This window comes from Methylobacterium carpenticola (assembly GCF_042748905.1).
Classification (GTDB): Bacteria; Pseudomonadota; Alphaproteobacteria; order Rhizobiales; family Beijerinckiaceae; genus Methylobacterium; species Methylobacterium carpenticola.
The window spans coordinates 6,536,345-6,556,600 of the sequence record NZ_JBHZEO010000001.1; the positions used below are offsets into that span (position 1 = coordinate 6,536,345).

The 20,256-nt window shown below is 73.1% G+C and carries 13 protein-coding genes and 1 pseudogene; 10 read left to right on the forward strand and 4 right to left on the reverse strand.

What is annotated here, in order from left to right; all coding sequences use genetic code 11:
• Positions 1–157: 157 nt before the first annotated feature.
• On the reverse strand, positions 158–3,712 hold the full coding sequence (locus ACE101_RS30265; protein ID WP_379137900.1) for an AsmA-like C-terminal region-containing protein: 3,555 nt from the start codon (positions 3,710–3,712) through the stop codon (positions 158–160).
• Positions 3,713–3,962: 250 nt separating this feature from the next.
• Between ACE101_RS30265 and ACE101_RS30270 the strand changes: the two genes are divergently transcribed.
• Positions 3,963–5,726, forward strand: a complete 1,764-nt coding sequence (locus ACE101_RS30270) for a carbamoyltransferase family protein (RefSeq protein WP_379137902.1) — start codon at positions 3,963–3,965, stop codon at positions 5,724–5,726.
• Positions 5,727–5,789: 63 nt separating this feature from the next.
• Here the strand turns inward: ACE101_RS30270 and ACE101_RS30275 are convergent, their stop codons facing one another.
• Positions 5,790–6,149, reverse strand: coding sequence for a hypothetical protein (locus tag ACE101_RS30275; protein ID WP_379137905.1), 360 nt, complete (start codon positions 6,147–6,149; stop codon positions 5,790–5,792).
• Positions 6,150–6,599: 450 nt separating this feature from the next.
• The gene (gene secA / locus ACE101_RS30280) at positions 6,600–9,476 is read right to left on the reverse strand and encodes a preprotein translocase subunit SecA (RefSeq protein ID WP_379137907.1); all 2,877 of its coding nucleotides are present in this window, start codon (positions 9,474–9,476) and stop codon (positions 6,600–6,602) included.
• Between the two features lie 352 nt (positions 9,477–9,828).
• Here secA and ACE101_RS30285 point away from each other — a divergent pair.
• From ACE101_RS30285 to ACE101_RS30305, 5 genes and pseudogenes are all read left to right on the forward strand, one after another.
• Positions 9,829–10,962, forward strand: a pseudogene (locus tag ACE101_RS30285) (ABC transporter substrate-binding protein); the annotation flags it as partial.
• Positions 10,963–11,230: 268 nt separating this feature from the next.
• A complete protein-coding gene (locus ACE101_RS30290; protein WP_379137910.1) occupies positions 11,231–11,782 on the forward strand; it encodes a SiaB family protein kinase in 552 nt (183 codons plus the stop codon).
• 17 nt (positions 11,783–11,799) lie between these two features.
• Positions 11,800–12,189, forward strand: a complete 390-nt coding sequence (locus ACE101_RS30295; RefSeq protein WP_379137913.1) for a DUF1987 domain-containing protein — start codon at positions 11,800–11,802, stop codon at positions 12,187–12,189.
• Positions 12,186–13,034, forward strand: coding sequence for a GGDEF domain-containing protein (locus ACE101_RS30300; protein ID WP_379137916.1), 849 nt, complete (start codon positions 12,186–12,188; stop codon positions 13,032–13,034). The genes ACE101_RS30295 and ACE101_RS30300 overlap by 4 nt, the downstream gene beginning before the upstream one ends.
• Positions 13,031–14,773, forward strand: a complete 1,743-nt coding sequence (locus ACE101_RS30305; RefSeq protein WP_379137919.1) for a SpoIIE family protein phosphatase — start codon at positions 13,031–13,033, stop codon at positions 14,771–14,773. The genes ACE101_RS30300 and ACE101_RS30305 overlap by 4 nt, the downstream gene beginning before the upstream one ends.
• 182 nt (positions 14,774–14,955) lie before the next feature.
• Here ACE101_RS30305 and ACE101_RS30310 read toward each other — a convergent pair whose 3' ends face one another.
• Positions 14,956–16,392, reverse strand: coding sequence for an EAL domain-containing protein (locus ACE101_RS30310; protein ID WP_379137921.1), 1,437 nt, complete (start codon positions 16,390–16,392; stop codon positions 14,956–14,958).
• Between the two features lie 215 nt (positions 16,393–16,607).
• Between ACE101_RS30310 and ACE101_RS30315 the strand changes: the two genes are divergently transcribed.
• From ACE101_RS30315 to ACE101_RS30330, 4 genes are all read left to right on the forward strand, one after another.
• Positions 16,608–16,853: a heavy-metal-associated domain-containing protein gene (locus tag ACE101_RS30315; RefSeq protein WP_379137924.1), complete on the forward strand. Its 246-nt coding sequence runs from the start codon at positions 16,608–16,610 to the stop codon at positions 16,851–16,853.
• A 145-nt stretch (positions 16,854–16,998) separates the two neighbouring features.
• Positions 16,999–18,822 carry a sensor histidine kinase gene (locus ACE101_RS30320; RefSeq protein ID WP_379137927.1) on the forward strand — a complete coding sequence of 608 codons (1,824 nt, stop codon included), beginning with the start codon at positions 16,999–17,001 and terminating at the stop codon, positions 18,820–18,822.
• 60 nt (positions 18,823–18,882) lie between these two features.
• Positions 18,883–19,695: a peptidoglycan-binding domain-containing protein gene (locus ACE101_RS30325; protein WP_379137929.1), complete on the forward strand. Its 813-nt coding sequence runs from the start codon at positions 18,883–18,885 to the stop codon at positions 19,693–19,695.
• Positions 19,696–19,893: 198 nt separating this feature from the next.
• Positions 19,894–20,241: a DUF1491 family protein gene (locus tag ACE101_RS30330; protein ID WP_379137932.1), complete on the forward strand. Its 348-nt coding sequence runs from the start codon at positions 19,894–19,896 to the stop codon at positions 20,239–20,241.
• Positions 20,242–20,256 lie beyond the last annotated feature (15 nt).

A 20,256-nucleotide genomic window follows, 5' to 3' on the forward strand; every position in this document is an offset into this window, starting at 1 on the left:
CCGCCCGGCGCCTCAGCCAGAGGAGCGGGCGGGGTTGCCCTGGAGGCGGAACTCATACGGTTTCCGGATGATCGCTTCGCGATGCGGAAACCGGCCTCGCTCAGGCGCCGCGCGGGCTCGTGATACGGTTTCCGGAAGGTCACTTCTGGAAACCGCATCAATCGGCCGGCTGGCTGGTCTGGGCCGGATGCGTCTCGCGCGCCCTGGCCGCATCCTCCTCCGCCTTGCGCAACGCCTCCTCGGCGCGGCGCCGGGCCGTCTCCTCCTCGGTGCGTCGGCGCGCCTCCTCCGCGGCCCGGGCGGCCTCGGCACGGGCGGCCGCCTCGGCCCTGACCTTCTCCTCGGCCTGACGCCGGGCCCATTCGGCCTCGGCCCCGGCCCGGAAGCGGTCCATCTCCAGGCGGCTGCGGCGCCGGGACAGCTCGTTGCGGTCGGCCTCGATCAGCTCGATCTTGTCGAGTTCGCGCTGGAGCACCACCGCGGCGAGCGCGGTCGTCAGCGGAGTCACGTCGGTCTCGCGGACGGGATTCGCGACGGGACCGACCAGGGCGAGGGCGAGCGTCGGCGCAGGGGCGGTCCAGCCGCGCGGGGTCCGCCCGGCGGTGAGGATGCCGCGGGCATCGAGGCGCAGCGCCCGCAGATCGACCTGGATCAGCCCGCTCCACGACGAGGGCCCGAGATCGAGCGCGAGGGTGCTCGTGCGCAGCACGCCGCCGACCACGGCCGCGGGGACCGCGAGCGGCCCGGGGATCCGCAGCATCCCGCGCCCGAATTCCTCCGACACGACCTGCTCGACCCGGCCCGTGCGCAGCGGATCCTCCTCGGCGAGGAGCCGGCCGAGAGCGCGCTCGACTCCCGCCGGGTCGATCTCGCGCAAGGCGAGATCGGCGAGGCGGATCTCGCCGCTGCCGGCGAGGTTGCCGACGAGCGCCGCCGTGCTGTCGCCGGCCGCGCCGACCCGCAGGCGGCCCGAGAGCCGGCCGCGCACCGCTTCGCCCCCGGTCAGCGCCGGAATCGCCAGATCGGTGAGCAGAACCTCGCCCGAGAGGGTGGCCTGCCCGCCCTGGCGCGCCAGGGTGGCGCTCCCGGCGAGCCGCCCGCCCGCCAGCGCCCCGTCGAACTGCCGCAGGGAGAGCCCCTCGGGACCGAGGCCGAGATCGAACCGCGCCCCCTCGGCCACGAGTCCGCGCCCGAGATCGAGGCGCCGGACCGTCGTGGCGAGGCTGCCGCGCAGGCCCGTCGCCGGGGCCGGGCCGAACCGGGAGGCCGGCCAGGTGGCCGCCGAGGCGGCCGGGGCGTCGAGCATCAGGGCCGCGGCGAGCCAGGGCAGCGAGAGCTGATCGAGCCGGGCGCTGCCGGACACGACGCCGTCCTCTCCCCGCACCAGCGTCGCCGCGACGGGGCTGCCGAGCACGCTGCCGTCGAGGGCGACGCGCGGCCGCTCGCCCTCGCGGCCGAGGGCCAGGGTCAGCCGGGCCGGGACCGCAGCGGGCGGGATCGCGCTGCGGCCGAGGAACCCCGCGAGCGGGCGCAGATCCGGGCTGTCGATCCCGATCTCGCCCTCCCGCGGCAGCGCGGCGGCATCGTCGAGCAGGAGCGGGCGCGCGGTGGTGATCCGGGCGCCCGCGAGGTCGCCCATCAGGGTCATGGCGAGAGGGGCGCCGGCATCCGCCCGGCGGCCGGCGAGGCTCAGGGCGGCGGGCATCGCCAGGGCCGGATCCTGCGGCCGCCCCAGCCAGAGCCCGGACGGGATGCGGTCGAGGCGGGCATCCAGGCTGTCGAGGCGGCCGCCCAGGGTCACCAGGGAGAGGCCGAGCCGCCCGCCCGCCGCCTCGCCGCGTGCATGGCTGCGCAGGCGCCCGGTCTCCACGGCGCCCGGGTCGCGCTCCAGGGTCACGTCGAGGACGAGGGAGCCGTCGCGCAGGAAGCGCGGCACGGCGCTCGCCTCCGCCACCAGGGTGCGCTCCAGGAGGTCGACCAGCGGCGCCGCCTTCGGGGCCGTGACCCGGCCGGCGATGCGGCCGGAGCCGTCCGCGGCGATGCGGCCCGACAGGCTCGCCTGCGCCCCCGCGAGCCCCTTCACCTCCAGGCTGTCGACCCGCAGGGCCGGGCCCTCGGATTGCAGGCTCGCGGCGATCTCGCCCGTGCGCGGGCCGCCCGCCCCGTAGCGCAGGTCGCGCGCCTGGAGGGTCAGGCCGAGATCGTGGTCGCGCAAGGTCTCGAACAGGCCGCGCAGCGGCGGCAGCTCGGCGAGGTCGAGCCCGTCCGCCACGAGCTGCGCGTCGAGGCGCGGGCGGCCCGCATCGCCGGTGGCCGGGCTGTAGCGGGCGCTGCCGGTGAGGCGCGCCTCGCCCAGGGTCACCCGGGCGTTGCGCAGGGAGAGGACCGGCAGGGCGGCGGTGACGTCGGCCGCCGCCTCGAAGGCGCGCCCGTCGAGGAGCCGCAGCAGCGGGCTGCCGAAGCCGAACCGGTCGAGGAGCCGGGCGAGGCGGTCGGAGGCCGCGGCCTTGACCGCGAGCCGCCCCGCGAAGCTGCCCGGCCCGGCGAGATCGCCGTCGAGGGCGAGCTGCACGCCCCCCGGGGCGGTCGCGGCGAGCCGGCGCAGCGCCAGGGCGCCGGAGGGCCGCAGGATCGCCGCCGCCGAGAGACCGGTCCATTCCCCGAGCCCGATCGTCGCGCTCTCCACCGCGAGATCGATGGCGACCGTTCCCGGCAGCGGCGGGCCGAAGGCCGAGAAGCCGCGGGCGAGGAGCGCCTGCCCCGAGGGTCCGGCCAGGAAGGCGTCGAGATCGAGCCGGCGCGCGTCGAGGCTGAGCGCCGCCTTCAGGCCCGGCAGGTCGAGGGTGCCGCGGCCGGTGAGGCGCAAGGGCGCCCCGCCGCCGTCGATCTCCAGGGCGAGGCCGTCGAAGGTCGCGACCCGCCCGCGGGCCTTGAAGGCGCCCTGGAGGGAGAAGGGCAGCATCGGCCCCGCCGCCTGGGCGGGCGGGCCGACCACCAGCCGGGCGGTGCCGGTCGCCTCCGGCACCAGGCCGCGCGAGGGATCGCCCGCGAGACCGAGGCGCGCGTCGATCTCGATGCGCGGCGCCGTGTCGCCGCCCGCCGTCACCTTCACCGGCACCACGCCGTCCGCCGAGGGGGCACCGGTGGCGAGGCGGAACGGCAGCGGGCCCGCCTGCCCCTCGATCCGCCACGGCCCCGCGAGGCGCGGCGCGGCGAGGCGCACGGATTCGGCGTAGAACTGGTCGGTGCGCCCGGTCGCCGGCACCAGGGTGGTGAAGAGGAGCTGCGCGACCTGCAGATCCTCGACCGCGAGGTCGCGCCCGCCGAGCGCGGTGCTGAGTTCCGGCGGCACGACCGGCGCGCCGCCCTCGGTCACCGGCACCGTCACCTCGGCGCGGCCGATCCTCGTCTCGGTGAACCGGATCTCCCCGGAGAGGAGCGGCGTCAGGGCGATCTCGGCCTTGACGAAGCGGGCATCGAGGGCCGGGCGCCCGCCGCCCCCGAGCACGAAATGATCGACGCGCAGGCGCGGCGAGGGCAGCAGCCGGATCTCCAGGCGGCCGTCGCTGCGCACCGGGACGCCGAGCGAGCGGGCGAGCGCCGCATCGACCGCCGCCCGCTGCCCCTCCCAGTTGACGAAGGGGGGCACGACGAGGGCGGCCGCCAGGACGAGGATGACGAGGCCCGCCAGGGCGGTCAGGATGTCGCGCACCGAAAGACCTTCCCCTCCCGCACCCGCCCGGGGCGCCGTCCACGGCCGGGACATCCGCCGGGCGGAACGGCCGCTCCCGGCCATACCCGCCTGATGGAGCTAACATATCGGCTCGGTTGCCGTGGCCCAATCCGCAACTGTCCGGGGTTCCGGCACACGGGTTGCGCGAGGGCGATGCAGCGATGCCACGGCCTGACAGCGGGCCGCGCGCCTGTTATCGCCCTCCCCTTCCTCCATGCGGCAGCCCCCGATGCGCTATTATCTCGGCCTCGCCACCACCTTCCACGACCCGGCGCTCGCGCTGATCGGTCCGGACGGCGAGATCCTGTTCGCCGAGGCCACCGAGCGTTTCCTGCAATACAAGCGGGCTCCGAACTGCGAGCCGGATTCGGCGCCGCGGATGGCGTCCCTGCTCGCCCACTACCTTCCGGCGGGCGCCGAGCTCGTGGTGGCGACGAGCTGGGGGCCGGACTTCAGCGGCTTCCTGGCGCAATCCGCGGCCGCGGGCGCCTTCGGCCTGGAGGCGCTGGCGGCCCATCCGCCCGGGCTCAACCGCTCCCTGGTGCCGGAGCGGGCCGAGCGCACCTTCATCGCGGAACTCGGGGTGGCGCAGGCGCGGGCGGGCTACGGCACGCTCTTGGGCCTCGACCGCGCGCATGGGGGCGCGAGCCGCATCGCGGGCCTGCGGCGCTTTCCCCACCACCTCACCCACGCCGCCTTCGGCCTGTGGGGCAGCCCGTTCCGGGACGCGACCTGCCTCGTCGTCGACGGCATGGGCGAGACCGGGGCCTCGGCGATCTACCGGATGGCGGAGGGGCGCATCGCCGAGGTGAAGCGCCACCGGGGCCGCGAATCGCTCGGCTTCTTCTTCGGCCTCGTCACCGACCTCGCCGGCTTCGACCAGACCAAGGGCGAGGAGTGGAAGATCATGGGGCTCGCCCCCTACGGGCGGCCCGATCCGGCGCTGATGGCGCTGCTGCGCCGGCTCTACCGGATCGAGGGCGACCGGCTGCGCTTCGCCGATGCGGCGACCGTGCAGGCGGTCGTGGCCGAGATCCTGGCGCGGCGCCCGGCCGACGCCCTCGATCTCGGCTGGGCGGATCTCGCCCGCTGCGGGCAGGACGCCTTCGCCGAGATGATGGACGCCCTGGTGGCGCAGGCGGAGGCCCTCGCGCCGGGCGAGAATCTGGTGGTGACCGGCGGCTGCGCCCTCAACTCCTCCTACAATGGCCGGCTCCTCGGCCGCAGCGGCTTTCGCGCGCTGCACGTGCCCTCGGCCCCGGCGGATGACGGCAACGCGGTCGGCGCGGCGTGGCTCGCCTTCGCGGAGGATCGTCCCGACTGGCGCGGCCCCGCGACGGGCACGGCGGTCACCCCCTATCTCGGCTCCACGGTCTCGACGGAGCCGCTGGAGCGCATGGTGGGCGCGGAGCCGCGCCTGCGGCGACTGGGCCATGACGGCGTGACGCAGGCCGCGGCGGAGATCCTGGCGGCCGGGGGCCTCGTCGGCTGGGTGCAGGGCCGGGCGGAGTTCGGCCCCCGCGCCCTCGGCAACCGCTCGATCCTGGCCGATCCGCGCCCGGCCGACGCCAAGGCGGTCCTCAACGCCAAGGTGAAGTACCGGGAGGCGTTCCGGCCCTTCGCGCCCTCGATCCTGGCGCAGGCGGGCCCCGGGTGGTTCGAGGATTACCAGGACAGCCCCTACATGGAGCGCACCCTCGTCTGGCGCGAGGCGGTGCGCGGGCGCGTCCCGGCAGTGGTGCACGAGGACGGGACCGGACGTCTCCAGAGCGTGACGCGGGAGCGCAACCCGGCCTATGCGGCGCTGATCGAGGCCTTCGCGGCACGCACGGGCGTGCCGATCCTGCTCAACACGAGCTTCAACGTGATGGGCAAGCCGATCCTCCACACGGCGGAGGATGCGATCCTGATGTTCTACACCACCGGCCTCGACGCCATCGTGGTGGAGGACTGGCTTCTCGTGAAGGATCCGGCGGCGCTGCTACGGGACTGACCGCGCACAGAAAAAGGGCACCGCTGTGCGGTGCCCCGATCATCCATCCCGGAGAGGTCGCGGTTACTCGCAGACCTCGACGCGGCGGTAGGTGAAGGATTCGTCGTCGAGCCAGACCTTGCGGCGCTCGAAATGGCAGACCGGGCCGCGGCGGCGGACGATCACGGTCTCGGTCGGCTCCTCGACATAGACCCGGCGCGGCGGCGGGGGAACGTAGGCCGGCGGGGGCGGAGCCGCCTGGGCACCGTTGAGGATCGCACCGGCCGCGACACCGCCGAGCACGCCGGCCGCCGCACCACCGATGATCGCGGCATTCACGCCGTCGCGCGCCGAAGCGGCTTGCGGCGCTGCCGCAGCCAGGGTTGCGGCGAGCGCCGCGCACGCGCCGAGACGCGAGAGGCCGAAAGAGGACAGAGCGCGCACGCTGGATCTCCCGAGGATGTCTGCGCAGGGTGGCGGCGATTGCTTAAGGAAACGCCAAGGGTCGAGGGGCCGCGCGGGCGCGCGGATCGCCGCGTCCTGCGGGATGCGGGGCCGTGACGATGGGCCGGACCGTGGCGGTGGTTTGCGGCAAATTCCGGGACACGCGGACGGGGTTCCGCACGGGACGGGAGGGTGTGGTGCCGCTGCATCAGGGCGGGGCGCGCTCCGGGTCCGGTTGGCGAACCGGCCCTGGCAGCCCGCAATCGCCGTCGCTCGAAATCGAGTGTTGAGGGCTTGGTTGCGCCTATTCACCCTTCTCCTTCCGCTGACGCGTCAATCGTGCGGGAAGGAGGGAGAGGACGAACGGACCATTGTCGTCCCGGCAGAGGCCGAAAAGAAGAAGCCCGGCGGCTTGCGCCACCGGGCTCCTCTCATCCGGAACCGGCCGGCTCACGCCTCGGCGGCGTAGCGCCCGTGGCAGTGCTTGTACTTCTTGCCCGAGCCGCAGGGGCAGGGCTCGTTGCGGCCGACGCGGCCCCAGGTGGAGGTGTCCGTGGGATCGCGCTCCAGCACCGCCCCGTCCGCCGCGAGTTCCTGCGCCGCGTAGTCGTAGGCGCCGCCCGCAGCCCCGAAGCTGCCGCTGCCCTGGGGCAGCGCGAACTCGTTCTCGCCCGTGGCCGGATCGAGGTGCTGAGCGAACATCGGCGGCAGGCTCGGCGCTTCCGGCTCCTGCATCATGATCTCGATGCGCATGAGCTGGCCCGTCACCTGCTCGCGCAGCGAGCCGATCAGGCCGTTGAAGAGCTCGAAGGCCTCCGACTTGTACTCGTTGAGCGGGTCGCGCTGGGCGATGCCGCGCCAGCCGATCACCTGCCGCAGGTGGTCGAGGGTGACCAAGTGCTCGCGCCAGAGATGATCGAGGCTCTGGAGAAGCACCTGCTTCTCCACATAGGCCATCAGCTCGGGCCCGTTGCGGGAGACGCGCTCGGCGTAGGCCTCGTCGGCCGCCTTGCGCAGGCGCTCGCGGATCTCCTCGTCGGCGATGCCCTCCTCCTTCGCCCAATCCTCCACCGGCAGGTCGAGGTTGAGCTGGGTCGCGATCACCTCGCGCAGGCCCGCGATGTCCCATTGCTCCGGATAGGCGTTCTCCGGGATGGCCTGCGCCACCACGTCGTCCACCACCCCGTGGCGCATCTCGTCGACGGTCTCGCGCACGCTCTCCTGGGCCATGAACTCCCGGCGCTGCTCGAACACGACCTTGCGCTGGTCGTTCATGACGTTGTCGTACTTGAGCACGTTCTTGCGCATGTCGAAGTTGCGGGCTTCGACCTTCTGCTGCGCCTTGGCGATGGCCTTGTTGATCCAGGGATGGATGATCGCCTCGCCCTGCTCCAGGCCGAGCTTCTGGAGCATGCCGTCCATGCGGTCGGAGCCGAAGATCCGCATCAGGTCGTCCTGAAGCGACAGGTAGAACTTCGAGCGGCCGGGATCGCCCTGGCGGCCGGAGCGGCCGCGCAGCTGGTTGTCGATGCGCCGGCTCTCGTTGCGCTCGGTGCCGATGATGTAGAGGCCGCCGGGCAGGTCGGACTTGCGGCCGGCCGCCGGATCCGCCGGCTCGCCGGAGGCCAGCACCTTGGCCCGGTTCTCCTCGATCTCGCGCTTGATCTCGGCGATGCGGGCCTCGCGCTCGGGGCCGTCCGGCACCTCGGCGAGTTCCTGCGCCACGCGCATCTCGACGTTGCCGCCGAGTTTGATGTCGGTGCCGCGGCCGGCCATGTTGGTGGCGATGGTGATCGCCCCCGGCACGCCGGCCTGCGCCACGATGTAGGCTTCCTGCTCGTGGAAGCGGGCGTTCAGCACCGCGAACTTCCTGGTCACCCGGCCCTCGCGGGCGGCGGCGTAGACCTCGTTCATCGCCGAGGCGTTGCTGTAATCGAGGGGCTTGTAGCCGTGCTGCACGAGGAGCGCGGCGATGTGCTCCGAGCGCTCGATCGAGCCGGTGCCGACCAGCACCGGCTGGTGGCGGCCGTGGGCCTTGTCGATCTCCGCGATGATCGCGGCGTATTTCTCCTCGACCGTCCGGTAGACCTCGTCGTCCTCGTCCACGCGCTCGACCGGCTTGTTGGTCGGGATCTCGACCACGTCGAGGCTGTAGATCTCCTGGAACTCGTCGGCCTCGGTCGAGGCCGTGCCGGTCATGCCGGCGAGCTTCTTGTAGAGGCGGAAGTAGTTCTGGAAGGTGATGGAGGCGAGCGTCTGGTTCTCGGGCTGGATCGTGACCCGCTCCTTGGCTTCCAGCGCCTGGTGCAGCCCCTCCGAGTAGCGCCGGCCGGGCATCATGCGGCCGGTGAACTCGTCGATGATCACCACCTCGTCGTTGCGGACGATGTAGTCCTTGTCCCGCGTGAACAGGGTGTGGGCGCGCAGGGCTTGGTTCACGTGGTGCACCAGCGTGATGTTGTGCGCGTCGTAGAGGTCGCCCTCCTTGAGCACGCCCGCCTCGCGCAGCAGCTCCTCGATGTGCTCGTTGCCGTTCTCGGTGAGCGAGACCGTGCGCTGCTTCTCGTCGAGGTCGTAATCCTCGCGCGCGAGGTGCGGCATCAGCGCGTCGATCGCCACGTAGAGGTCGGAGCGGTCGTCGATCGGGCCCGAGATGATGAGGGGCGTGCGGGCCTCGTCGACGAGGATCGAATCGACCTCGTCCACGATGGCGAAGGCGTGGCCGCGCTGGACCATCTGGCCCAGCTCGTACTTCATGTTGTCGCGCAGGTAGTCGAAGCCGTACTCGTTGTTGGTGCCGTACGTGATGTCGCAGGCATAGGCCGCCTTGCGCTCGGCATCGTCGAGCCCGTGCACGATGATGCCGGTCGAGAGGCCGAGGAAGCCGTAGACCTGCCCCATCCACTCGGCGTCGCGCCGGGCGAGGTAGTCGTTCACCGTCACCACGTGGACGCCGTTGCCGGCGAGCGCGTTGAGGTAGGTGGCGAGCGTGGCCACGAGGGTCTTGCCCTCGCCCGTGCGCATCTCGGCGATGCCGCCCTCGTGCAGCACCATGCCGCCGATGAGCTGCACGTCGAAGTGGCGCTGGCCGAGCACGCGCTTGGCCGCCTCGCGCACGGTGGCGAAGGCCGGCACCAGGATGTCGTCGAGGGACTTGCCGGCGGCCAGCTCAGCCTTGAGCGCGTCGGTGCGGGCGCGCAGGGCCTCATCGCTCAGGGCCTCCATCTCGGGTTCGAGGGCGTTGATGGCCGCGACCCGGGGCCGGTAGCCCTTCACCCGACGGTCGTTGGACGACCCGAAAATCTTCTTGGCGATGGCACCGAGCATCGTGGACCTGCAATCGATCGAAACGTCAGACGCGAGCGTGATGCCGCGCGTTATAGAGCCATATAGGCATCCGCGCACCAGAAAGGGACCGGCCCTCTCGGGCATACCCGCGCCTGCTGCGAAAGGCTGAGCGGACAAGCGCGGCCGGCCGCTTGATTCCCCACGGAACCACCCCTTTAGTGCGGAGCAATCAACAAGGCGGCCGGCGCGTGCCGCCATCGGGAGAGGAACCCCCCATGAGGACACGCATCCGGGCGCTGACCCGTTCGACCGCGCTCGCCGCCGCCCTGCTGGCACCGGCCGCGTCCTATGCCCAAGGTGGTCCCGCCCAAGGTGCGTCCCCCCTGGCGCCTCGGACGGCGTCGTCAGGATCGGCATCCTCAACGACCAGTCGGGCGTCTACGCCGATTTCGGCGGGCGCGGCTCGGTCGAGGCGGCCCGGATGGCGGTCGAGGATTTCGGCGGCAAGGTGCTGGGCGTGCCGGTCCAGATCGTGGATGCCGACCACCAGAACAAGCCGGACATCGCCTCCAACATCGCGCGCCAGTGGTACGACACCGACAAGGTCGACGCGATCATGGAGCTGACGACCTCCTCGGTGGCGCTCGCCGTGCAGGGCCTCTCCCGGGAGAAGAAGAAGATCACCATCGTGGACGGGGCCGCCACCACGGACCTCACCGGCAAGCAATGCACGCCCTACGGCTTCCACTGGGCCTACGACACGCACGCGCTCGCGGTCGGCACCGGCGGCTCGCTGGTCGAGACCGGCGGCGACACGTGGTTCTTCCTCACCGCCGACTACGCCTTTGGCACCGCGCTCCAGGCGGACACGACCAAGTACGTGCAGGCCAAGGGCGGCAAGGTGGTGGGGAGCGTGCGCCACCCCCTGAGCGCGCAGGACTTCTCCTCCTTCCTGCTCCAGGCGCAGGGTTCGGGCGCCAAGATCGTCGGCCTCGCCAATGCGGGGCTCGACACCTCGAACTCGATCAAGCAGGCGGCGGAGTTCGGCATCGTCCAGGGCGGCCAGCGCCTCGCCGCCCTGCTCTTCACCCTGGCGGAGGTGCACGGCATCGGGCTCAAGGCCGCCCAGGGCATCGTGCTGACGGAAGGCTATTACTGGGACCTCGACGACCAGAGCCGCGCCTTCGCCAAGCGCTACATGGCCCGCTTCGGCCGGATGCCGAGCATGATCCAGGCCGGCACCTACTCGTCGGTGGCGCACTACCTCAAGGCGGTCCAGGCCGCCGGCACCGACGAGACCGAGGCCGTCGTGAGGACGATGCGCGAGCTGCCCGTCGACGACTTCTTCGGCCGCGGCGGCAAGGTGCAGGCCAACGGCCGCATGGTCCACGACATGTACCTGTTCCAGGTGAAGACGCCCGACGAGTCGAAGGCCCCCTGGGACTACTACAAGCTCCTCGCCACCATCCCGGGCGACAAGGCGTTCCTCTCCGCCAAGGACAGCGGCTGCCCGCTGACGCCGTGAGCGCGACCGCTCGCGCGGGGCGCCACGGCGCGCCCCGCGCCTCACGGGCCGCCCCGTGAGCGATCACGAAATCTGTTTCTCAAATGGGCATGTTGCCGAGAAATTCAGCGATTAGCTTGATTGCCTCGAACCCAGTATAGCGTATTTTTATGGTTTGCCGTCGCCGAGCCAAGTAAGATTCCGTTGAGACCGCGCTGCTATGGCTGACCTGGGCGGCGGGCTTCGCCATCGGGAGATCCCGTCGGCACCGCCCGGCGAGGAGACGGCCTTGCTCGCAAACGACTTCATGGCCTTTCACGAGGCGTCGAAACGCAACGGCATCATCCTGTCCTTCGGCGGGGACCTGTCGGAGAACGTGATGTTCTCCCTCGGCGAGGTGCTGAAGCTGCGCATGCAGCAGCAGGAGACCGAGGCCTCGATCGCCAAGCGCGTGTTCTCGGTCTTCGTGGAGCAGGCTCAGAACATCATCCGCTACTCGGCCCAGAAGGTGGCCGGGGGCGTGCCGCCTACCCCGCGCGTGAGCGCCGGCATGATCGCGGTCGGCGCGGAGGCGGGGCGCTTCTTCGTGGTCTGCGCCAACGAGGTGCAGAGCCGCGACGTGCCCGCCCTGCGCGCGCGCCTCGACCATCTTGCCGGCCTCTCGGCGGAGGAGCTGAAGCGGTTCTACCGCGAGAAGCTGCGCCAGCCGCCGGACGAGGGCAGCCTCGGCGGCAGCATCGGTCTCATCGAGATCGCCCGGCGGTCGAGCGCGCCGGTCGAGTACGGCTTCCAGAACATCAACGACGATCTCAGCCTGTTCTGCCTCAAGGCGTACATCTGAGAGACGAGGTTATCTCGATGGATCGCATCCAGATCCCGGCGACCGAGCGCTCGCCTCAGATCGATTTCGACTTTCCGGCCGGCCGCTTGGTCATGCGCGGCGAGTCCTATCCGGAGGACGCGGCCGCGTTCTTCGGCCCGCTGCTCCAGGCCCTGCGCGGCCACCTGGCCGGGGGCGGCGCAGCGCCCCTGACCTTCGAGCTCGCCCTCGCCTACTTCAACTCGTCGAGCGCCAAGGCGCTGATGAACCTGTTCATGCCGCTGGAGGATGCGGCGGCGGAGGGCCGCCCGATCACGATCCGCTGGCTCTACGCGCCGGGCGACGACACCATCGCCGAGGCGGGCGAGGATTTCGCCGCCGATTTCGAGCATGCCCGATTCGAACTCGCCGAGGAGGCCCAGGGATGAGCGTGCGCAAGCCCGTGGTGGCCGAGGTGCCGCGCGACGCCACGGGCGACGCGTTCAGCCTGTTCGACACCGAGGAGGCGGTCCTCGGCCGCACCGAGGTGATGCTCGCGGGCCTCGCCGAGGTCGCGGACGGCGTGCGCGACCTCGCCGGCGCCTATCGCCGGGGCTACCGCGAGCAGCGCCGCCTCGTCCGCCTGAGCGACCGCATGCAGGGCGACCTGCAGCGCGCCAATCTCCGCCTCGCCGAGCAGCAGCGCGAGCTCCAGGCGCTCAACGAGGCCCTGTCGAGCGAGATCGAGCAGCGGATCCGGCTCGAGGCGGAGCTGCGCCGCCTCGCCGATACCGACCATCTCACCGGAGCCCTCGCCCGCCGCCGCTTCCTGGAGATCGCCGAGCGCGAGACCGCCCGCAGCCAGCGCAGCCACAATCCGGCCTGCCTGCTGATGCTGGACCTCGACCGCTTCAAGATGATCAACGACGGGTTCGGCCACGGGGCGGGCGACGCGGCCCTCATCGCCTTCGTGGGCGTCTGCCGGGGGCACCTGCGCTCGCTCGATGCCATCGGCCGCATGGGCGGGGAGGAATTCGCCGTCCTGCTCGCCGACACGGACGGGCCGGCCGGGATGGCGCTGGCCGACCGTCTGCGCCTCGCGGTCGCCGCCGCTCCGATCGCCACGAGCCAGGGCCCGCTCTCGGTCACCGTGAGCATCGGGCTCGCCGTGCTGCGGGCGGAGGACGGCCTGCCGGACATGCTGCGGCGGGCCGACGCCGCCCTCTACGCCGCCAAGGCCGCGGGCCGGAACTGCGTCTGCGCCGAGGCCGTCCCGGTCGAGGCCAGGCCATGAGCGACCAGGCCATGAGCGGCCAGGCCACGAACTGCCAAGCCATGAGCGAGGCCGGGGCCCCGGCCCGCCGCAGCGGCGCGCTGCGCGGCGCCGGACCCCTCCGCCGCGGCGAGGCGCTGACGCAGCTCGGCTTCCACGAGGTCGAGGAGGGAGCCGTCGCGGGCATCATGCGGCCGGGCGCCCTGCGCGGCGCCGCCCGTGGCCGTGACCTCGACAGCCTCGCCCACACCCTGTTCCTGCGCATCTATCCGGTGATCGCGGTGGTGGTGCTGCTCACCCAGGCCGGCATAGCCTGCGTGAACTACACTGACCAGTTGCGGCTCTACGGCGAGCGGGCGAACCTGCTCGCCGGCGTCACCGCCGCCGCCCTCGCTCGCGCCGACGGGATCCGGGCACCGGACTCCGCGAGCGCCCCCCTCCAGGCGCTCTCCCTCGATCCGGCCTTCCGCTACGCGGCCCTGCGCGACGCGGAGGGGCACCTCGTCGCCAGCGCGGGCGAGATGCCGCGCAAGCGCTCCTTCGACCTCATCCAGGCGAGCGCCGACCTCGCCGGCCCCGGCGAGGGCCGCCCGTCCGGCACGCTCACGATCGCCCTTTCGGCGGAGGACCTCCGGGTCAATGCCGAGAAGCAGGCCCTGCTGGCGCTCGGCACCAGCCTCGTGCTGATGCTCGCCTTCGTGCTGACCCTGCACGCCAACGTGCGCCGGCACGTGCTCGGCCCGCTCAACCGGCTGCTCGCCGCCATGCGCGAGGTCGAGCACAAGCGCTGGACCGCGGTCGATCTGGGCGGCGCCTACCGGCCGAGCAACGAGATCGACGCGATCTCCTCGGCCTTCAACCGCATGGTCGAGGGCCTGCGCTCGGGCGACGAGGCTCGCCAGCTCCTGCAGCAGCTGGAGCGGGCCCATGCGGAGCTGGCCCAGGCCAACCGGCAGGTGATCGAGAGCATCGCCTATGCGCGCCGCATCCAGACCTCGGTCCTGCCCGACAGGGCGGCGCTCGCGGGCTCCGGGCTCGACGTGGCGGTGCTGTGGGAGCCCCTGCACCTCGTCGGCGGCGACTATTTCTGGCTGGAGGAGATCGACGGCCTCAGCGTGATCGTGGCGGCGGATTGCACCGGCCACGGCGTGCCCGGCGCCTTCCTGACCCTGATCGTGGCCACGGCCCTCGACCGGCTGCTGCACGAGCGCGGCCTGCGCTCGCCCGCCGCCCTGCTGGCCGGTCTCGACGCGATCGTCCGCACCCAGCTGCGCCAGGACGGCCGCGGCGCGGAATCCGACGACGGCCTCGATTGCGGCATCTGCATCTGGGATCCGGCGGAGCGCACCCTGCGCTTCGCGGGGGCGGGCCTGTCGCTGACGTGCATCCGCGACGGGGTCGCGACCCGGGAGCGCGGCGGGCGGCGCGGCCTCGGCTATCCCCACACCGGGCGGGAGGCGTTGCCGGAGCGCGACGCGGTGATGGCGGTGACGCCCGGGGCGACCTTCTACCTGATGACGGACGGAATCACCGACCAGATGGGCTCCCCCGCCCCCGGTGCTCCGGCCCGGCTGCTCGGCCATCGCGGCGTCGCCGACCGCCTCGTCCCCCGGGCCGGCCGGCCGCTGCCCGAGCAGATCGCGGCCCTGGAGGCGGATCTCGCGGCCTATCGGGGCGAGCAGGCGAGACGCGACGACATGACCCTGATCGCCTTCCGGATGGCGGAGGATGCTCCGCAGGAGCGGGCGGCCGCGGCCTGATCCAGCCGCCGCCTCGCGGCCCGGGCACCTCCAACACCGGAGCGGTTTTCGGAACGGCCGTGGAATCGGCCACGAGCCTCATGCAGAAGGGGCCGGCGCAAGGCTGGCCCCTCGAAGCACCCCGGACCAGTCGTCCGACACTTGCCCAGGTCCGACACTTGCCCCGGTCCGGGATCTCCCCGTCACACCGCGCGCCGCAGGAAGTCGCGGAACGAGCGCCGCACCGGCGGGTCCTCGGGGGCGGGCGGCTCCGGCTCGGGGGGCGGCTCGGGCGGCGTGAGCACCTCGGGTCGGACGATCCGCGGGGGCGAGAACACGTTGCCCTGCGCGAATGGCAGGTCGAGGTCGATGAGGTCGGGAACGTCGCTCTCGCGCTCGACGCCCTCGGCGACGAGGCGCAGGCCCACCCGCCCCAGCACCGAGGCGAGATCCTCCGGCGCGAGATCCCCGCCGGGAGCAGTGCGGCCGAGCAGCAGGTCGGCCGGCACCTTCACGTAGGCGACCCCTTGCGCGGCCAAAGCCGGCCCGTCGAAGCGCAGGTCCACCGCGCGGTCCAGGGCGAACAGGATGCGCTCGCGCAGGGCCGCGAGGGCCGCGACCTGCTCGGCATCGAGGCTGCGCAGGCTGCGTTGCGGCAGGCCGAGGATCAGCCGGCCGGCGAGTTCCGCATGTACCTCGACGAGGCGGCCGAGCGCCCGCAGGAAGCCCGGCTCGAACAGGGAACTCGGCGTGAGGGCGTAGATCACCGCCGCCGCACTCCCTCGCGCGGCGAGCTGGCGGCAGATCGCCGTGACCCGGGCCAGCATCAGCCGGTCGAGTTCGGTGGTGCGGCCGTGCCGCTCCAGCGTCGGCATGAATTCCGCGGGCGTGAGGCGCGCGCCGCCGACGCTCAGCCGCGCCAGCGCCTCGTAGAAGGCCACCTTGCGCTGGGGCAGGCTGACGATGGGCTGGAGATGGACTTCGAGCCCGCCGCTGGTGAGCGTCGCCAGGATCTCGTCCTGGCGCTGCCGCAGGGCGGCATCCGATGCGGGAGCGGGGCGGGGCAGCGCCGCCTCGGGCACGAAGGGGCGCACGGGCGTCGAGCGCGGCAGCACCTTCGGCTCGGGCAGTGGCGCGGGGGCCGGGGGCGGCACGGGGGCCGGGGGCGGGGCGGCGGCGACGGGGGGCGGCGCGGTGGCGAGGTCCTTCAGCCGGCCGATCTCCCCGTCCTGCGCCGCGACCGTGACGGCGAGTTCCCGCACGATGCCGCCGAGAAGGCCGATCTCCGCCGTCACCTCGGCCACCGCATCGCCGAGACGGTCGGTCTGGCCCCCGTCCGGTGGCGGGGCGGCCCCCCCGGGGCGCTGCTCCAGGGCGAGGAGCCGCCGGGACAGGAGATCGACCTCGCCCGAGAGCTTGTCCGCCTGCGCGGCGGCGCGGCGGGCGCGCCGCCAGCCGAAACCCGCAGCCACGCTCGCGCCGATGGCCCAGACGAGCCCGAGCCCCGCCACCACGCCGAGGGCGGGCGCGGACAGGAAGGCGACGGTGAGGCACAGACCGCCGCCCAGCAGGGAGGCGAGGCAGAGAGAGATCAATCCCGCGGATGGCCCTTCGGCACGATGGCCGCTCGTCGGGGCCATGGCGGTGTGTCTCCTTCACGGTGCGGTGCGGGGCCGGACGCCTCCACCGACGTTGTCGCCGAGGCCCGGCGCGCCCGCAAGACGCCGGGAGGCCACTGTCCCACGCTTCTCGCCCACGCTTCTCGCCCGCTCCCTCCCCTCTTGCCGTGCGCCCGGTCGAAGCCGACATCGCGCGGGCGGCATCCGCCGCGGATCGAGGCCGAGGAGACCCGACGATGGCGCATCAGGGACAGCGTCCCGCCGAGGGAGAACGGGTGGAGTTGCTGATGCAGGTCGAGGGCATGACCTGCGCGGGCTGCGTCAACGCGGTCACCCGGGCGATCCAGCGTCTCGACCCGGAGGCGGCGGTCAGCGTCGACCTGGAGCACGGCCGCGTCGCGGTCACCACGGACACGCAGGCGCTCGACGTGGCGCAGGCGCTCCAGCGCGCGGGTTACGGCGCGCGCGCCATGACCGGCTGACGCGCCCGGGCGGAGCCGCGTGCGCCGCCGCACCCGCCGCGGCCGGGCCGTCTAACGATCGCTTAAGCCGGCTCTGCGAGGGTCGGGGCGTTCGAGTCGAGGGAGCGCGGGAGACCCCTAGGGTCGCCAGCGCCGGCGTGGCGGTGTGCGTATCAACGAAGCCTTGGCGACCCTGATCGACGCCCGCCTCGCGGGCCTCGTGCACGACTCGGTCTCGGAGGAATCCGGGGAGCGGGGCCGGCACGAGCGGTTCCTGATCTCGCGCCTCGCCACGGGCGCCGTCACCATGGCGATGCTGCCGCCCTACCTGCTGTGGCGCGGGGTGCCGTCGCTGATCGAGACGGCCCTGGTGGTCTGCCTGCTGCTGCCGGTGGTGGCCGCCATCGCCCTCGCGCGGACGGGGCGTCTCACGACGGCGCACATCCTCTCCTCCGCGGCCCATGCGGGCCTGGTGGTCTGCCTCGCCCATCTCTCGGGCGGCTCGGCCTCGCCCGCCTGCATGTGGCTCGTGATGGTTCCGATCGAGGCGCTGATGGCCGGGACGCACCGGGCCGCCATCCTGGCGGCCGGGTTCTCGGCGGCCGGGGCGGTCGCGATCGCCCTGATGGGACCGGCGAGCGAGCCCCTGCTCGGCTGGCCCCCGGCGCTCGCGATGCCGATCTTCGCGATCCTGGCGATCTGCCACGTGCTCTCGCTCGCGATCGAGTACCGGCGGCGCGAGGGCAGCTGGAGCGACCGCCTGCGCGCGGCCTCCGCCCGCAACGCCCTGCTCCTCGACGTCGTCGACGATCTGGTGACCTGGCACGACCGCAACGGCAGCGTCCTTCAGGCGAGCCGCGGCGCGGTCCGCCTCGCCGGGGCGGCGCCGCAGACGCTCCTCGGCCGCGGCATGCTGGCCCGCGTCCACGTCTCGGACCGGCCCGCCTTCCTGAAGGCCATCAGCGATGCGGCGCTCCTCGACGGGCCGGTGACGGTGCAGTTCCGGCTGCACGCCGACGTGCCCGCCTCGAGCGAGCCGAGCCGGGTGATCTGGGCCGAGATGCGCGCCCACCGGGTGCCCCTCGGCGCGGACGCCGCATCGGCCCCCGGTCAAGCCGCCGTGGTGGCTGTGACCCGCGACGTGTCCGAGCACTACCGCCACGCCGCCGAGCTCGACCGGGCCCGCGCGGAGGCCGAGCGCGCCGACGCGGTGAAGAGCCGCTTCCTCGCGGTGGTGAGCCACGAGCTGCGTACGCCGCTCAACGCGATCATCGGCTTCTCGGAGATGCTCTCGGCGGGGACCGACATCACCCTGCCGCCGGAGCGGCAGCGCGAATACGCGACCATCATCCAGAATTCCGGCCGTCACCTCCTGGAGGTGGTGAACGCCCTCCTCGATCTGACCAAGATCCAGAGCGGCAGCTTCGATTTCGCCCCGGAGCCCTTCGACCTGCGCGCCCTGGTGAACGGTTGCTGCGACCTGATGCAGCTGCGGGCCGATCAGGGCGGGGTCGAACTCCTGCGCGACGTGCCCCGGGATCTGCCGGAACTGACGGCGGATCCGCGCGCCTGCCGCCAGATGCTGATCAACCTCCTGTCGAACGCCGTGAAGTTCACCCCGCGCGGCGGGCGCATCACGGTCTCGGTGCGGGAGGCCTTCGACCGCGTCGAGTTCTCCGTGACCGATACCGGCATCGGCATCGCCGAAGCGGACCTGCCGCGGCTCGGCGACCCCTTCTTCCAGGCGGGCGACCCGGCGGCCTATGCGCGGATGCACGAGGGCACCGGGCTCGGCCTCTCGGTGGTGCGCGGCCTCGTCGGTCTGCACGACGGCGAGATGATGCTGGAGAGTTCGGTCGCCCGCGGCACCCGGGTGGTGGTCGCCCTGCCCCTCGATTGCCGGGGCGGTCCGCGGGCGGGCCAGCCGGTGGCGATCCGCACGGCACCGCTTCCGGAGGCCGCCGCCGTGCCGCTGCTGCGCGCCAGCTAAGCACCATCGCACGAGGCATTTCTGCCGACCTCAGGTCCAGCCCGACACGCAGGAGACCCGATGCCCGAGGCGCCCGCCCGGCCCCGTGAGACGGACCTGACGCTCACGCCCGAGGCGCGGCCGGTGCCGCGCGCCCGGAGCGGACGGGCGCCGGTCCGGCGCGGCCCCGTGCCCCGGCCGGCCCCGCCGCCCACCGTCGCGCGCCTGCGCGAGGGCCTCGACGCGGTGCTGCGCCACCCGGCCGCCATCGTCGGCGGCGTCCTCGTTCTCGCCGCCACGGCGGCGGTGGCGGTCAACGCGCTGAGCTTCCAGAACGGCCGCCACCCCGCCCCCCTCTTCGCCAAGCCCGCAGCCCCCGAAGCCCGTCCGGTCAAGGCGGCGAGGGCGTCGCCGCCCCGCGACGGCATCGGCGAGCTGATCCGCGGCGACGCGCAGGCCACCGCCTCGGTGGCGCCCCGGGAGGGCGCTCCGCCCCGCGAGGCCGTCACGCCCCGTGAGGCGACGCCGCGCCCGGCCTCCCCCAGCCAGAAATCCCTGGCCTCCCTCCCCCCGCCGCGCCCGCGTGCGGAGGTGCCGCCCACACGGCCCGAACCGGCCGTGGCACCGGGTCCCAAGCCCCCGGTCTCGGTGAAGAAGGTCGATGCTCCCCGCGATGCGGCGGGTGAGCGCAAGGGCGATCCCCAGGTGATGTTCGCCCAGAAGGCGCTGGTGAAGCTCGGCTACGGCCCTCTCGCCGTCGACGGGGTGGCAGGCCCGGCCACCCGGGCGGCGATCGCCCGCTTCGAGCGCGAGCGGCACCTGCCCGGCACACCTGACGTCGCCAACCGGACCCTCAAGGAGCTGGCCAGCCGGTCGGGCCTCGCGCCGCATTGAGGCCGCGGCGAGGGTGAGAGCGGGCGGGAGATCCCGCTCCCTCGGACCATGCGCCCGGCCGGACGGTCAGCCTCATTCCGGGAGGGGCGCTCCCCGCACCGTCACCGTTGAGCGATCCCGCTCGATCGGACTAAGCAGGGACCCGCCGGCCGCGCGCCCCGAGGGCCGGCCCGATCTGTCCGCCCGAAGGGAACCACGATGGCCCGCCTTCGCTCCGATTTCTGGGTCGCCGCGCATCTGCGCCGCTGCGCGGTCGAGGGCGTGAGCGCCGTCCAGCGGCGGCGGGGGGCGCCGGAGGCCGGGGCGATCTTCGTCAAGGTCGACCGGCTCGACGGCCGCGCCGACCTCTACGGCCCGGCCCCGCAGGCCCTGTTCGATGCCGACGACGACGGCACGCGGCGCTTCGAGGCGCTGATGCAGGAGGCCCTGCCGCCGGACGTGGAGGCCCGGATCGTCAAGGAGATGCGCTTCGATCCCGATCTCTGGATCGTCGAGATCGACGACCGCGAGGGGCGCCACTTCCTCGACCTCGCGACGGAGCGCTGAGGCGGCCCCCCATCG